This window comes from Pseudomonas tolaasii NCPPB 2192, from assembly GCF_002813445.1.
GTDB classification, from domain to species: Bacteria; Pseudomonadota; Gammaproteobacteria; order Pseudomonadales; family Pseudomonadaceae; genus Aquipseudomonas; species Aquipseudomonas tolaasii.
On record NZ_PHHD01000001.1, the window covers coordinates 2,075,020 to 2,089,272 of the forward strand.

General features: G+C 62.6%; 12 protein-coding genes and 1 riboswitch. Of the genes, 10 read left to right on the forward strand and 2 right to left on the reverse strand.

From position 1 onward, the window contains the following. The first annotated feature begins 25 nt into the window (after positions 1-25). On the forward strand, positions 26-916 hold the full coding sequence (locus ATI14_RS09630) for a LysR family transcriptional regulator (protein ID WP_016972633.1): 891 nt from the start codon (positions 26-28) through the stop codon (positions 914-916). Positions 917-939: 23 nt separating this feature from the next. After that, the gene (gene waaA / locus ATI14_RS09635; RefSeq protein ID WP_016972632.1) at positions 940-2,214 is read left to right on the forward strand and encodes a lipid IV(A) 3-deoxy-D-manno-octulosonic acid transferase; all 1,275 of its coding nucleotides are present in this window, start codon (positions 940-942) and stop codon (positions 2,212-2,214) included. Positions 2,215-2,378: 164 nt separating this feature from the next. Here waaA and ATI14_RS09640 read toward each other — a convergent pair whose 3' ends face one another. Further along, complete coding sequence (locus tag ATI14_RS09640) at positions 2,379-3,818, reverse strand: TolC family outer membrane protein (RefSeq protein ID WP_016972631.1); 1,440 nt, start codon at positions 3,816-3,818, stop codon at positions 2,379-2,381. A 177-nt stretch (positions 3,819-3,995) separates the two neighbouring features. Continuing rightward, positions 3,996-4,101: riboswitch (TPP riboswitch) on the forward strand. 148 nt (positions 4,102-4,249) lie between these two features. On the opposite strand from ATI14_RS09640, the gene thiC reads away from it, so the two are divergent. Both thiC and cytX read left to right on the forward strand, forming a co-directional pair. Then, positions 4,250-6,139 carry a phosphomethylpyrimidine synthase ThiC gene (gene thiC / locus ATI14_RS09645; protein WP_016972630.1) on the forward strand — a complete coding sequence of 630 codons (1,890 nt, stop codon included), beginning with the start codon at positions 4,250-4,252 and terminating at the stop codon, positions 6,137-6,139. Positions 6,140-6,277: 138 nt separating this feature from the next. Next, a complete protein-coding gene (cytX, locus tag ATI14_RS09650; RefSeq protein WP_016972629.1) occupies positions 6,278-7,567 on the forward strand; it encodes a putative hydroxymethylpyrimidine transporter CytX in 1,290 nt (429 codons plus the stop codon). On the opposite strand, the gene ATI14_RS09655 is transcribed toward cytX, so the two are convergent. After that, on the reverse strand, positions 7,536-8,282 hold the full coding sequence (locus ATI14_RS09655; RefSeq protein ID WP_016972628.1) for an RsiV family protein: 747 nt from the start codon (positions 8,280-8,282) through the stop codon (positions 7,536-7,538). The two genes, cytX and ATI14_RS09655, sit on opposite strands and share 32 nt — an antisense overlap. 193 nt (positions 8,283-8,475) lie before the next feature. On the opposite strand from ATI14_RS09655, the gene ATI14_RS09660 reads away from it, so the two are divergent. From ATI14_RS09660 to ATI14_RS09685, 6 genes are all read left to right on the forward strand, one after another. After that, complete coding sequence (locus ATI14_RS09660; protein WP_016972627.1) at positions 8,476-9,093, forward strand: NUDIX domain-containing protein; 618 nt, start codon at positions 8,476-8,478, stop codon at positions 9,091-9,093. Further along, positions 9,084-9,533, forward strand: a complete 450-nt coding sequence (locus ATI14_RS09665; protein WP_016972626.1) for a DUF1249 domain-containing protein — start codon at positions 9,084-9,086, stop codon at positions 9,531-9,533. Before ATI14_RS09660 ends, ATI14_RS09665 begins: the two co-directional genes overlap by 10 nt. Positions 9,534-9,629: 96 nt before the next feature. After that, positions 9,630-10,445 carry a 3',5'-cyclic-AMP phosphodiesterase gene (cpdA, locus tag ATI14_RS09670; protein ID WP_016972625.1) on the forward strand — a complete coding sequence of 272 codons (816 nt, stop codon included), beginning with the start codon at positions 9,630-9,632 and terminating at the stop codon, positions 10,443-10,445. A 205-nt stretch (positions 10,446-10,650) separates the two neighbouring features. Then, entirely contained in the window at positions 10,651-11,259 is a 609-nt protein-coding gene (locus ATI14_RS09675) for a YqiA/YcfP family alpha/beta fold hydrolase (RefSeq protein ID WP_016972624.1), read from the forward strand. Positions 11,260-11,304: 45 nt separating this feature from the next. Further along, positions 11,305-13,209, forward strand: a complete 1,905-nt coding sequence (gene parE, locus ATI14_RS09680; RefSeq protein WP_016972623.1) for a DNA topoisomerase IV subunit B — start codon at positions 11,305-11,307, stop codon at positions 13,207-13,209. Continuing rightward, positions 13,209-14,204: an esterase-like activity of phytase family protein gene (locus ATI14_RS09685; RefSeq protein WP_080520638.1), complete on the forward strand. Its 996-nt coding sequence runs from the start codon at positions 13,209-13,211 to the stop codon at positions 14,202-14,204. The genes parE and ATI14_RS09685 overlap by 1 nt, the downstream gene beginning before the upstream one ends. Positions 14,205-14,253: the final 49 nt, after the last annotated feature.

A 14,253-nucleotide genomic window follows, 5' to 3' on the forward strand; every position in this document is an offset into this window, starting at 1 on the left:
ATCCGATTTTAAGATGGGTTGAGCCATGAGCGTGCAGTGGAATCTGGAACAGATGCGCTTGTTTGTCAGCGTCGCCGAACAACGGTCGTTTTCGGCGGTGGCGCGTCATCAGCGCAAGGCGCAGTCGGCGGTGAGCAACGGCATAGCGCTGCTCGAAGCGGACCTGGGCCTGAGCCTGTTCGAGCGCAGCAGTGGCCGTCAGCCGGTTTTGACCGAGGCCGGCAGCGTCTTGCTGGAGGAGGCGCGCGAAGTATTGCGCCAGTGCGAGCGCCTCAATGGCCGCGCGCTGGCACTGACACGCGGCGAAGAAGCCCTGCTGCGCCTGGCCCAGGACGAAGCCATGTTGTTTCAGCCGGTACTCGACAGCCTCGAGGCATTGGCCGCGCAGTACCCGCATCTGGAGGTGCAACTGTCCAGCGCCGCCCAGGGCGATGTGGCGCGCAAACTGGTGGAACGCAAGGCGGATTTGGGCCTGTTGTTCTATCACGACCAGATCCCCGAAGCCCTTGAGCGGCGCGTGGTGGGCAGCGTGGAGATGGTCACGGTGTGCGGTGTGAATCACCCGCTGGCCCAGGAAAAATACGTGACCTGCCAGCGCCTGGCGCAGTTTCGCCAGTTGCTGATGTCGACCCAGACCAGCGTCTACCCCGGCAGTGAAGCGGCGAGCCCGCTGGTGTGGCGTGCCGACAGCTTCTATGTGCTGGCCGAATGGCTGATGAGCGGCCTGGGCTGGGCGTGGTTGCCCCGGCATATCGTGCAGTACCCGACCTATCAGCAACAGATGGTCGAACTGCACAGCGAATGGACCCCGCCGGCGCTGGTGGTCGAGCTGGTGTGGCGCCGCGACGAACACCTTGGCCCCGCTGCACGCTTCCTGGCGCAACGATTTGCCGAGTGCCTGCAGGCGATTGACTGAAAAAGCCGATAAACTCCGCCGCCATGAATAGAACTCTCTACAGCTGTCTGTTTTACCTGGCGCTGCCTTTGGTGGCTTTACGTCTGTGGCTGCGCGCACGCAAGGCGCCGGCCTATGCCAAGCGCGTGGGCGAGCGCTTCTCCTATGGCTTGCCGCAGATGAAACCGGGCGGAATCTGGGTGCACGCCGTGTCGGTGGGCGAGAGCATTGCTGCCGCGCCGATGATTCGCGGGTTGATGGCGCGTCATCCCACGCTGCCGATCACGGTCACCTGCATGACGCCCACCGGTTCCGAGCGCATCCAGGCGCTGTTCGCCCATGAGCCGCGCATCCAGCACTGTTATCTGCCCTATGACTTGCCCTGCGCGGCCAAGCGGTTTCTTGATCGCGTGCAGCCAAAGCTGGCGGTGATCATGGAAACCGAGCTGTGGCCCAACCACATCCACGCCTGCGCCCGGCGCGGTATTCCGGTGGCCTTGGCCAATGCTCGGCTATCGGCGCGCTCGGCCAAAGGTTACGGGCGTTTCGCCAAATTGACCGCGCCGATGCTGGCCGAAATGAGCCTGTTTGCCGTGCAGACACACACCGAAGCCCAACGTTATCTAAGCCTCGGCGCGCGGCCGGAAACGGTCGAAGTCACCGGCTCGATCAAATTCGACCTGACCATCGACCCGCAATTGCCGGTGCGCGCCGCCGCCTTGCGCGAGCAGTGGGGGGCCAGCGAGCGGCCGGTGTGGATCGCTGCCAGCACCCATGAAGGTGAAGACGAAGTGGTACTCGCCGCCCATCGCCAACTGCTCGACAGCTACCCCAACGCCTTGTTGATTCTGGTGCCGCGCCATCAGGAGCGTTTCGGCCCGATGTTCGAGCTGTGCACGCGGCAGGGGTTTGCCACGGTGCGCCGCTCCAGTGGCGAACCGGTGACTGCGCAGACTTCGGTATTGCTCGGCGACACCATGGGCGAGTTGCTGTTCCTGTATGCGCTGGCCGACAGCGCTTTCGTCGGCGGCAGCCTGGTGGCCACCGGCGGCCACAACCCGCTGGAGCCGGCGGCGCTGGGCAAGCCGGTGATCATGGGCCCGCACGTGTTCAACTTCCTCGAGATCACCGCGATGATGCGCGAGGCCGGGGCGTTGCGCGCGGTGGATGACGCCGAAGGGCTGGCCGAAGCCGTGCGGCAGTTGTTTGAACTGCCGCAGGATGCACGCCAGATGGGCGCGGCCGGGCTGAAAGTGATGCAAGCTAACCAGGGCGCGCTCAAGCGTTTGCTCGATGGCCTGGACAGATTATTGAGTTAACGCGGAACAAAATGTGGGAGCTGGCTTGCCTGCGATAGCATCACCCCGGTGTATTTGAAGGACCGAGGTGTCTGCATCGCAGGCAAGCCAGCTCCCACACAAGCCAGCTCCCACACAAGCCAGCTCCCACACAAGCCAGCTCCCACATGGGTTCCAGGTTGAATTCAAGAACCGGGGCGGGCCTTGAGTTGCTCGGCGGCCGCCTTGGCCAAATCCGGTGGCAGGAAGTCTTTGTCCGGGTTGTAGTCAGCCTTGAGGTAGCGCGCCAAATCCTGCAAATCGCCAGGGTTCAAGGTGCCCGCTGCCTGCTTCAAGCGCAGGTTGTCGAGGATGTAGTCGTAACGGCTGTTGTTGTAGTTGCGCACCGACGAGTACAGCTGGCGCTGTGAATCCAGCACGTCGACGATGTTGCGCGTGCCCACCTGATAGCCGATTTCCGTAGCTTCCACCGCGCTCTGGTTGGAGATGATCGACTGGCGGCGCGCCTGTACCTGCTCCACATCGGTGTTCACCGCGCGGTGCAGGTTGCGGGTGTTTTCCACGACCTGACGGCGCAGGCCTTCGCGCTGTTGCTCGCTCTGGTCGAGGCGCGAGTAGGATTCACGCACCTGCGAGCTGGTCAGGCCGCCGCTGTAGAGCGGGATGTTCAGGCGCAGGCCGACGGTGCGCTGGGACACATCGCCACCGTAGGGCACCGGCAACTGGTTCGGGTTGCTGAAGCCCAGCGCGTCGTTGTCACCCTTTTCGTATTGCGCCACGGCGTCCAGCGTCGGCAAGTGGCCGGCCTTGCGCTGGCGCAGGGTTTCTTCGGCGGCGGTCACGGCATAGTTGCTGGCCAGCAGGTTGAGGTTCTGGCGCCCGGCGGTTTCGACCCAGGCCTTGGCATCGTTCGGCGCCGGTGGCAACACCGGCAGCGTGTGCACGATGCCCTGGATCGAATTGTACTGGCGGTTGGTCAGTGTGATCAGCGCTTCGAAGGCGTCGTCCACCTGGCGCTGCGCAACAATGCGGTTGGCGCGCGCGGTGTCGTAGCTGGCCTGAGATTGCAGCACGTCGGTCTTGTCGGAAAGGCCCACGTCGAAGCGTTCATTGGACTGGTCGAGCTGGCGCTTGAAGGCGTTCTCTTCGGCCTTGGTCGAGGCCAGGTTGTCCTGGGCGCGCAGCACGGCGAAGTAGTTTTCGGCGCTTTGCAGGATCAGGTTCTGTTCGGTGGCCGAGAGTTGCAGCGAGGCCTGCTCGTTGACGGCTTCGGCGGCTTGCAGCTGGAACCAGCGATCGGCGCGGAACAGCGGCTGGCTCAAGGTCGCGCGCCAGGAATGGGCGTCACGGTTAACGGTGGCCGCGGGCTGGTGGATCTGGGTGCGCACGTTATTGCTGTCGGCGCCGGCAGAGAGGTTCGGCAGCAAACCGGCGCGGGCCTGAGGCACCACTTCTTTCTGCGCGCCGTACTGGGCGCGGGCAGCGGCCAGGTCGGCGTTGTTGTTCACCGCTTCCTGATAGACGCTGACCAGGTCGGTTTGGGCGGACAAGGGCGCTTCTGCTGCCCAGACCATTCCGTTGGTCGCACAAGACACGGCGAGAGCCAGTGAGAGTTTGCGCAGCATGTGGCGATCCCTAGAGTGAATATGGCGGCGATAATTAAGCGCCCAACGCTCGACGAGCATTGGGCAACGCCCGAGTGTAGTGGCCAGATCACGGCGCAACAATCCCGCAATTACGCCATTCATCATGCTGAATGCACCGCCATTGGCAATTTGCCCACGGCATGGTCTAGACTGGCCGCGTTCTTGTCGGGGTGCCTTGTTGGAAGGCTGAGATCGGTAAATACCGGATCCCGTTGAACCTGATCAGGTTAGCGCCTGCGTAGGGAACAAGATTTCTCGTCACCCGGCGAGTCCTCTTGTGCTTCGTCCGGGATGCTGTTCATTTATTGAACAGTCCTCGTGCACCGAGCACAGCACTGGTTTCAGTGCGTCCATCCGTCCCAGGTTCGCTCCGACAAAAATCCACCGCCTGGATAGTTGGAGAGCCTGTGATGACTACAACACTAAAAAATACCGTGCACCTGAGTGAATCGGCCAAGGTCGACTCCGGCTCCGTGCAGCCGTTTACCCGCTCGCAAAAAATCTACGTACAAGGCACCCGCCCGGACATTCGTGTGCCGATGCGCGAAATCAGCCTGGACGTGACCCCCACCGATTTCGGCGGTGAAATCAACGCCCCCGTCACCGTGTACGACACCTCCGGCCCGTACACCGACCCCAATGTGATCATCGACGTACGCAAAGGCCTGGCCGACGTGCGCTCGCCCTGGATCGAAGTGCGCGGCGACACCGAGCGCCTGCCGGGCCTGAGCTCGCACTTCGGCCAACAGCGCCTGAGCGATGCCGAGCTGACCGCGCTGCGCTTCGCCCACGTGAAAAACCCGCGCCGCGCCAAGGCCGGCGCCAACGTCACGCAGATGCACTACGCGCGCAAAGGCATCATCACTGCCGAGATGGAATACGTCGCCATCCGCGAAAACATGAAGCTGGAAGAAGCCCGTGCCGCCGGCCTGATGGAGCAGCAGCACGCCGGCCACAGCTTCGGCGCCAGTGTGCCGAAAATCATCACGCCGGAATTCGTGCGCGAGGAAATTGCCCGCGGCCGCGCAATCATCCCGGCCAACATCAACCACACCGAACTGGAACCGATGATCATCGGCCGTAACTTCCTGGTGAAGATCAACGGCAACATCGGCAACAGCGCGTTGGGTTCGTCCATCGAAGAAGAAGTGGCGAAGCTGACCTGGGGCATTCGCTGGGGCTCGGACACCGTGATGGACTTGTCCACCGGCAAGCACATCCACGAAACCCGCGAGTGGATCATCCGCAACTCGCCGGTGCCGATCGGTACCGTGCCGATTTATCAGGCATTGGAAAAGGTCGGCGGCGCCGCCGAAGACCTGACCTGGGAGCTGTTCCGCGACACGCTGATCGAACAGGCCGAGCAGGGCGTCGACTACTTCACCATCCACGCGGGCGTGTTGCTGCGCTATGTGCCCCTGACCGCCAAGCGCGTGACCGGCATCGTGTCCCGTGGCGGCTCGATCATGGCCAAGTGGTGCCTGGCGCACCACAAAGAGAACTTCACCTACACGCATTTCGACGAAATCTGCGAAATCATGAAGGCCTATGACGTCAGCTTCTCCCTCGGCGACGGCCTGCGCCCTGGCTCCATCGCCGACGCCAACGACGCCGCGCAATTCGGCGAGCTGGAAACCCTCGGCGAGCTGACCAAGACCGCCTGGAAGCACGACGTGCAAACCATGATCGAAGGCCCCGGCCACGTACCGATGCAGTTGATCAAGGAGAACATGGACAAGCAGCTGGAATGCTGTGACGAAGCGCCGTTCTACACCCTCGGCCCGCTGACCACCGACATTGCGCCGGGTTACGACCACATCACCTCCGGCATCGGCGCGGCGATGATCGGCTGGTTCGGTTGCGCCATGCTCTGCTACGTCACGCCCAAGGAGCACCTGGGCCTGCCGAACAAGGATGACGTGAAAACCGGGATCATCACCTACAAGATCGCGGCGCATGCCGCCGACTTGGCCAAAGGGCACCCGGGCGCGCAGATCCGCGACAACGCTTTGAGCAAGGCGCGTTTCGAATTCCGTTGGGAAGACCAGTTCAACCTCGGCCTGGACCCGGACACCGCGCGCTCGTACCACGACGAAACCCTGCCGAAGGATTCGGCCAAGGTCGCGCACTTCTGCTCGATGTGCGGGCCGAAATTCTGCTCGATGAAGATCACCCAGGAAGTGCGCGAGTACGCGGCCAACCAGCGTATTGAAGCGGTGGATGTGGACGTGGCCAAAGGCTTGGCGGAACAGGCGGAGCGGTTCAAGCAGGAAGGCAGCCAGCTGTACAAAAAGGTCTGATCCGAAGGCGGCGGCGACTCTGCCGCCGCCATCGCGGGCAAGCCCGGCTCCCACACTGGAATGCGATCTTCTGTGGGAGCCGGGCTTGCCCGCGATAGCGATCTAACAAATAACAAATGCCCCTCAGAGATAACACCCTTGAGCATTCAACCCAGTACTTATTCCCCGGACATCGCAGTCCCCGCTGACAAGCGCGTGTTCGGCGCCCGCGACCTGTTCTCCCTGTGGTTCTCCCTCGGCATCGGCCTGATGGTCCTGCAGACCGGCGCACTCCTCGCGCCGGGCCTGGGCTTGTCCGGCTCGTTGCTGGCAATTTTTCTCGGCACGCTGGTGGGCGTGTTGCTGCTCGCCGCCGTCGGCGTGATCGGCAGCGACACCGGCCTGTCGGCCATGGCCGCGCTTAAACTCAGCCTCGGCGCCAAAGGCGCGAGCCTGCCCGCATTGCTGAACCTCCTGCAGCTGATCGGCTGGGGCTCGTTCGAAATCATCGTGATGCGCGATGCCGCCAGCCTGCTCGGCACGCGAGCTTTCAGCGAAGGCAGCCTGCTCGCCAGCCCGTTGCTGTGGACCCTGTTTTTCGGTGGCTTGGCGACCTTGCTGGCGGTCAGCGGCCCGCTGACCTTCGTGCGGCAAATCCTGCGCAAGTGGGGCATCTGGCTGCTGCTGGCCGCCTGCCTGTGGCTGACCTGGAACCTGTTCGCCAAAGCCGACCTGGCCGCCCTCTGGGCCAAATCCGGCGACGGCTCGATGCCGTTTGCCGTGGGTTTTGACATCGCTATCGCCATGCCGCTGTCGTGGCTGCCGCTGATTGCCGATTACTCACGTTTCGGCAAGCGCGCCAAGAGTGTGTTCGGCGGCACCGCGCTGGGCTTCTTTATCGGTAATTTCTGGCTGATGAGCCTGGGCGTGGCTTACACCCTGGCATTTGCGCCCAGCGGTGAAGTGAACGCGCTGTTGCTCGCGCTGGCCGGCGCTGGCCTGGGTATTCCGCTGCTGTTGATTCTGCTGGACGAGTCGGAAAACGCCTTCGCCGACATCCATTCGGCGGCCGTCTCCAGCGGGATGCTGGTGCGTCTGAAAGTCGAGCGCCTGGCCTTGGCCATCGGTGTGATCTGCACCCTGATCGCCTGCCTTGCGCCGCTGGCGCAGTACCAGAACTTCCTGCTGCTGATCGGCTCGGTGTTTGCGCCGCTGTTCGGCGTGGTGCTGGTGGATCACTTCATTCTGCGCCGCCGTCGCCAGGGCCGCATGGCCGGCCTGCATTGGCCAGCGCTGGTGGCATGGCTGGGCGGCATCGCCACCTACCACGTGTTGGCCAACCTGTATCCGGATGTGGGCGCGACCCTGCCGGCGCTGGTGCTGGCAGGGCTGCTGCAATGGGTGCTGAGCCGTGCGGTCAGTGGCGCGCGGGCATCAGTTCAGGTTTGAGCACACCGGTAAGGCGCGCGTAGGGGATGGTCATTTCGATCAGCCCCAACGCGTAAGGGCCGATGGTCGCCACGTTGTACTTGAGCACCACGCCTGCGCTGGTCAGGGCCACGTTCGGGGTTTTCTGGAACGGCCAGTTCTTCACGAACTCGGGGTCGCGGTCCATCTGCGAATTGATCAGCCAGCTGTTGTGGGCGACCTTCGCGGTGTTCCAGAACGCCTGCTCCTGGCCTGGCAACAGCATGTCGGTCAGGCTCAGCTCTTTGTGCTGCAGGCGCGAATAGTTGATGAAACCACGGCCCGGCTCGCCATGGGCGGCGCCGGTATCGAGGTAGCTGGAGACTTCGATGATCACCAGTCCGTCATGCTGTTCGCGTACCTTGGCTTGCAGGTACATGCTGTTGCGGTCCGGCGATTCGCGCAGGAATTTGTCGCGGTAGGCATTCAAGGTCGGCGGCACGCTGGCGCCCGGTGTGGTGCGGGTCATTTGCAGCAGGCGCTGTTCCACGATGCTGTCGAGCTGGGGCTCGCTGGGGAAGTGCACGGTGTCGATGTTCACCAGCGGGCAATCAGGGCTGGTGCAGCCGGGTTTGATTTGTTCCGAGGCGTCCGCTTTAGTGTCCAGCGGCTTCAGGTAGCTGGGCTGGAACAGGCTCTGGCAGGCACCCAGGGTCAAGGCGATACAGGCCACGGAGGCGATTTTCAAAAGCGACATGGGTGTCCTTCACAAATCGATGGAGAGCGAAAAAGAGTAGCGCTTGGACTGCGAACAAAGCAGTCAGTTCGCCACTAAGCTGATTAGAGTGAGTTTGACGTCCGCCGTCTATCCCGGCAACCGGAAAGGGGCTGCACCGAGGGCGTTGGCGCGTTAGGATGGCGCGAATTGCACGGGCACAGCGAAGGTGAATATGACGGACATTGCCAAATCGACGCCGAACACGATCGAAATCGTTCAGCGCGACAATGCCTACAAGGGCTTCTACAGGCTTGATCGCGTGCAACTGCGCCACGAGAAATTCGACGGTGGCATGAGCCGGGTGATCAACCGTGAAGTCTTTGTGCGTCATGACGCCGTATGCGTGCTTCCTTACGACCCGCAGCGTGATGAAGTGGTGTTGATCGAGCAGTTCCGCGTCGGCGCCATGGGCCGTACCGACAACCCGTGGCTGGTGGAGATGGTCGCCGGCCTGATCGACAAGGATGAAGAGCCGGAGGAGGTTGCGCACCGCGAAGCCGAGGAGGAAGCTGGGCTGACGTTCTCCGCGCTGTGGCCCATTACCAAGTATTTTCCTTCGCCGGGCGGCAGTACCGAATTTGTTCACTTGTACCTGGGCCGTTGCGACAGCACAGGCGCCGGTGGCGTCCATGGACTGGAAGAAGAGGCAGAAGATATCCGCGTCACCGCCTGGGCATTCGAAGACGCCCTGCAGGCGGTGCGTGACGGCAAAATTTCCAACGCAGCCAGCATTATCGCCCTGCAATGGCTTGCGCTTAATCGCGCGGAAGTGAGGGGGTTATGGCAGTAAAGGCACGGGAACGTTACCGGGTTGACCTGATCGGGCTGCAAGCCGCCTGCGAGGCCAACTATGCGCGGCTGATGCGTTTGCTCCCCGACATGCGCCACGCCCCCGAGGCGCGGCGCATTGCTGTCACTCACGGCGATCAGATGCTCGGCGTGCTGGCGCTTGAGGTGATCATCAATTGCCCGTACACCACCACCCTGCGTGTGCGCCAGGAACACAGCCTGCCGTGGCTGCCGGTGCCGCAATTGGAAGTGCAGGTCTACCACGACGCGCGGATGGCCGAAGTGGTCAGCGCCGAGCATGCGCGCCGTTTTCGCAGCATCTATCCTTACCCCAACGTGTTCATGCACCAGCCCGATGAGAAAGCACAACTCAATGTGTTCCTCGGCGAGTGGTTGAGCCATTGCCTGGCCCTGGGCCACGAGTTCGAAGTTGTGCGGTAGATGTGAACTGCATCTGCTTCCCCTGGTTTCCTCTTGTGTCCTGCCCCAGCATAATCGCGCCAATGACTATTCCTGTGACTGCCCTGGGAGAGCGCCTTGCCGAGCGTATCCACCGTGAACCCTGATGCACCGGCGTTGCTGGTGCAGTTGTCCGACAGCCACCTGTTTGCCGAGGCCGACGGCGCGCTGCTGGGCATGAACACCCGCGAAAGCCTGCAACGGGTGATCGAGCGGGTGCGCGAGCAGCAACCGCAGATTGACCTGGTGCTGGCCACGGGGGATTTGTCTCAGGACGGCACGCTGGCGTCTTATCAACAGTTTCGTGACCTGACCCGGCAAATCGACGCTCCGGCGCGCTGGATTCCCGGCAACCACGACGAACCGCAAATCATGGCCCACGCCGCCGTGCACAGCGATTTGCTGGAGCCGGTGGTCGATATCGGCAACTGGCGCGTCACCCTGCTGGATTCGGCGGTGCCCGGTTCCGTCCCGGGTTATCTGCAGGATCAACAGCTGCAATTGCTTGCCCAGGCCCTTAGCGAGGCGCCGAACCGGCATCACCTAGTGTGTTTCCACCATCACCCGGTACCGATTGGCTGCGCGTGGATGGAGCCTATCGGCCTGCGCAACCCGGAGGCGTTGTTTGCCGTGCTGGACCGTTTTCCTCAGGTCAGGGCGGTGCTGTGGGGGCATGTGCACCAGGAAATCGACCGCGAACGCAATGGCGTGCGGCTGTTGGCCTCTCCTTCTACGTGCATCCAGTTCGCGCCCGGCAGCGAAGACTTCAAGGTCAGCGAGCAGGCGCCAGGGTATCGGTGGCTTCGTCTGCATGCCGACGGACGGTTGGAGACGGGTGTGGAGCGGGTCCAGAACTTCGCCTTTACCATCGATTACGGCAGCAACGGCTATTAAAAGCTGCAAACACTGATCAAAAATGTGGGAGCTGGCTTGCCTGCGATAGCGGTGTGTCAGTCATACATTTATTGGCAGGCAGACCGCTATCGCAGGCAAGCCAGCTCCCACATGGGACCTTCGGTGTCTTGACGATTGAGGTGCTCACACACCACCCCGATCCCTGTAAACTGCGCTTCTTTGGCACAAGCATGGAGAGCCCGGCATGCCCGCTTCGATCTTGTATATTCACGGTTTCAACAGCGCACCCGCCTCCAACAAGGCCAGCCAGTTGATCACCGTGATGAACAGCCTCGGCCTGGCCGACCAGCTGCGCGTGCCGGCCCTGCATCACCATCCGCGTCAGGCAATTCCTCAATTGGAGGAGGCCATTGCGCAACTCGGACGGCCGCTGCTGGTCGGCAGCTCACTCGGCGGCTACTATGCAACCCATCTTGCTGAACGCCACGGCCTCAAGGCGCTGCTGGTCAACCCGGCCGTCAGCCCCCATCGGATGTTCGACGGCTACCTGGGTACCCAGAAGAACCACTACACCGATGAAACCTGGGAACTGACCCAGGACCACGTCACGGCCCTGGCCGAGCTGGAAGTCCCGGCGCCCCAGGACGCCGCGCGTTATCAGGTGTGGTTGCAGACCGGTGATGAAACACTGGATTATCGCCTCGCCCAGCAGTATTACCGGGCCTGCGCCTTGCGCATCCAGGCCGGCGGCGACCATGGTTACCAGGGGTTCGCCCGGCAGTTGCCGGCGATGTTGAGTTTTGCCGGCATTGGCCCTGATCAGTATCAATCCTTCGATTTTTCGTCATTGTAAGAACCGAAGGTCACTTTTTAATCGAACGACTCACGACGAGACCCCATGGCCACTCCCAGCGCTAGCTCTTATAACGCCGACGCCATCGAAGTCCTCTCGGGCCTCGACCCGGTGCGCAAACGCCCCGGCATGTACACCGACACCAGCCGGCCGAATCACCTCGCCCAGGAAGTCATCGACAACAGTGTCGACGAAGCCCTGGCCGGCCACGCCAAGTCGGTGCATGTCATTCTTCACGCCGACCACTCCCTGGAAGTGTCCGACGACGGTCGCGGCATGCCGGTGGACATTCACCCGGAAGAAGGTGTGCCGGGCGTCGAGCTGATCCTCACCAAGCTCCACGCGGGCGGCAAGTTCTCCAACAAGAACTACCAGTTCTCCGGCGGTTTGCACGGTGTGGGTATTTCGGTGGTCAACGCCCTGTCCACACTGGTGCGGGTGCGGGTCAAGCGCGATGGCAACGAATACGAGATGACCTTCGCCGATGGCTACAAAGCCACCGACCTGGCGGTGATCGGCAGCGTTGGCAAGCGCAACACCGGCACCAGCGTGTACTTTGCGCCGGACCCGAAATACTTCGATTCGCCAAAATTTTCCATCAGCCGCCTCAAGCACGTGCTCAAGGCCAAGGCCGTGTTGTGCCCCGGCCTGCTGGTGACCTTTGAAGACAAAGGCACCGGTGAAAAGGTCGAGTGGCATTACGAAGACGGCCTGCGCTCTTACCTCGAAGACTCCGTCAGTGAGTTCGAGCGCCTGCCCAACGAGCCGTTCTGCGGCAGCCTGGCCGGTAATAAAGAAGCCGTCGACTGGGCGCTGCTGTGGTTGCCCGAAGGCGGCGACAGCGTGCAGGAAAGCTACGTCAACCTCATCCCGACCGCACAGGGCGGCACCCACGTCAACGGGTTGCGCCAGGGCTTGCTGGACGCCATGCGCGAATTCTGCGAATACCGTAGTTTGCTGCCGCGCGGTGTGAAGCTGGCGCCGGAAGACGTGTGGGAGCGCATTGCGTTCGTGCTGTCGATGAAAATGCAGGAGCCGCAATTTTCCGGCCAGACCAAAGAGCGCCTGTCGTCCCGCGAGGCGGCGGCGTTTGTGTCTGGCGTGGTCAAGGACGCGTTCAGCCTGTGGCTCAACGAACACCCTGAACTGGGCCTGGCCCTGGCGGAACTGGCGATCAACAACGCCGGCCGCCGGCTGAAGGCCAGCAAGAAGGTCGAACGCAAGCGGATCACCCAGGGCCCGGCATTGCCCGGCAAGCTGGCTGACTGCGCCGGGCAAGACCCGATGCGCTCCGAGCTGTTCCTGGTGGAAGGGGACTCCGCCGGCGGTTCCGCCAAACAAGCGCGGGACAAGGAGTTCCAGGCGATCCTGCCGTTGCGCGGCAAGATCCTCAACACCTGGGAAGTCGATGGCAGTGAAGTGCTGGCCAGCCAGGAAGTGCACAACATCGCCGTGGCCATTGGCGTAGACCCGGGCGCGGCGGACATGAGCCAGCTGCGCTACGGCAAGATCTGCATCCTCGCCGACGCCGACTCCGACGGCCTGCACATTGCCACCTTGTTGTGCGCGCTGTTCGTGCAGCACTTCCGCGCGCTGGTGGATGCCGGTCACGTTTATGTGGCCATGCCGCCGTTGTACCGCATCGACCTGGGCAAAGAGATTTTCTACGCCCTCGACGAAGCCGAGCGCGATGGCATCCTCGACCGCCTGGTGGCCGAGAAGAAGCGCGGTAAGCCGCAGGTCACGCGATTCAAAGGCCTGGGTGAAATGAACCCGCCGCAACTTCGCGAAACCACCATGGACCCGAACACCCGTCGCCTGGTGCAGTTGACCCTCGACGACTTCGCCGCCACCTCGGAAATGATGGACATGTTGCTGGCGAAGAAACGCGCGCCGGACCGCAAGTCCTGGCTGGAATCCAAAGGCAACCTCGCCGAGGTGCTGGGCTGATGCGCACAGGCTTTGCCCTGGCGATCCTGATGTTGAGCGGGCTGGCGGCCACCGAAGTGGCTGCCGCGCCCGTGGCTGAGCTTACGCTCGTGTCCGAACACCCGGTGGACGGCATGCGCGGCGGCAACCTGTCGGGCCTGGCGTTGTGCGGCAAGGAGTTGTGGACGGTCTCGGACCGTGATGACGACCAGATTTACCGTCTGGATATCAGTGCGCCGACCTGGCAGGCCGAGGCGGTAAAAATCGACGTGCCGCCGGTGCCCGAGTCCGGTCTGCCCTGGGGGTTGCGTTCGCGCACCAAGGCCGCCTCGTTCATTCGCGGTGGCGACCTGGATTTTGAAGGCATCACCTGTGACGGTGCCGGTAACCGCTACGTTGTCAGCGAAGCCCATGCGGCGGTGCTGCAAGTGCCGGTGAATGGCGCGCCCGAGTGGTTGAAAATTGCCCCGGGCATGGTGCGTGAGGCCAGGGCCAGCGGCATGTTGCTGCATTTCAATGCGTTGTTCGAAGGCCTTGCGATTAACCCGCAAGGCAATCAGATATGGCTGGCAGCCGAACGTGAGCGACGTGGGTTGATCTCCATCAAGCGCGGCCAGAGCGTATGGGATTGTGACGGCCCTTGTGTGTTGCTCAGCGAGGCGGGCCAGGAAGTCCAGCCGGCGCAGTTCACCAACGCCAAGGCGGTGTCCAGGGATTTTGCCGACCTGGCGCTGTTCAACGGCAAACTGTTTACTCTGGAGCGCAATGCGTTCCGGATTTGCCGGCGCGATACCGTCACCGCCAAAGTAGAGCTGTGCTGGTCGTTTGCCGACGAGACCCTGACGCCGAACCGGCGTTACGCTCAGCCTTACGGCCTGGCCGAAGCGCTGGTGGTGGATGCCGAGGGCGCCTGGTTGGGCATCGACAACAACTTCGGCCCGCGCGCCGATGGTGAAAAGCGCCCGGTGGTCTATCGTTTCGCCGCCCCGGCGGGTGGTTGGAGTGCCCAGCCATGAATTTGAATGTTCTTGAATTGACCCGACGTCGCGACATTTTCGCTGCGTC

Bases quoted from the DNA above. Each gene is read 5' to 3' on its own strand.
- ATI14_RS09630 (WP_016972633.1), top strand. From the start codon at position 26: ATGAGCGTGCAGTGGAATCTGGAACAGATGCGCTTGTTTGTCAGCGTC.
- waaA (WP_016972632.1), top strand. From the start codon at position 940: ATGAATAGAACTCTCTACAGCTGTCTGTTTTACCTGGCGCTGCCTTTG.
- ATI14_RS09640 (WP_016972631.1), bottom strand. From the start codon at position 3,818: ATGCTGCGCAAACTCTCACTGGCTCTCGCCGTGTCTTGTGCGACCAAC.
- thiC (WP_016972630.1), top strand. From the start codon at position 4,250: ATGACTACAACACTAAAAAATACCGTGCACCTGAGTGAATCGGCCAAG.
- ATI14_RS09655 (WP_016972628.1), bottom strand. From the start codon at position 8,282: ATGTCGCTTTTGAAAATCGCCTCCGTGGCCTGTATCGCCTTGACCCTG.
- ATI14_RS09660 (WP_016972627.1), top strand. From the start codon at position 8,476: ATGACGGACATTGCCAAATCGACGCCGAACACGATCGAAATCGTTCAG.
- ATI14_RS09665 (WP_016972626.1), top strand. From the start codon at position 9,084: ATGGCAGTAAAGGCACGGGAACGTTACCGGGTTGACCTGATCGGGCTG.
- ATI14_RS09675 (WP_016972624.1), top strand. From the start codon at position 10,651: ATGCCCGCTTCGATCTTGTATATTCACGGTTTCAACAGCGCACCCGCC.
- parE (WP_016972623.1), top strand. From the start codon at position 11,305: ATGGCCACTCCCAGCGCTAGCTCTTATAACGCCGACGCCATCGAAGTC.
- ATI14_RS09685 (WP_080520638.1), top strand. From the start codon at position 13,209: ATGCGCACAGGCTTTGCCCTGGCGATCCTGATGTTGAGCGGGCTGGCG.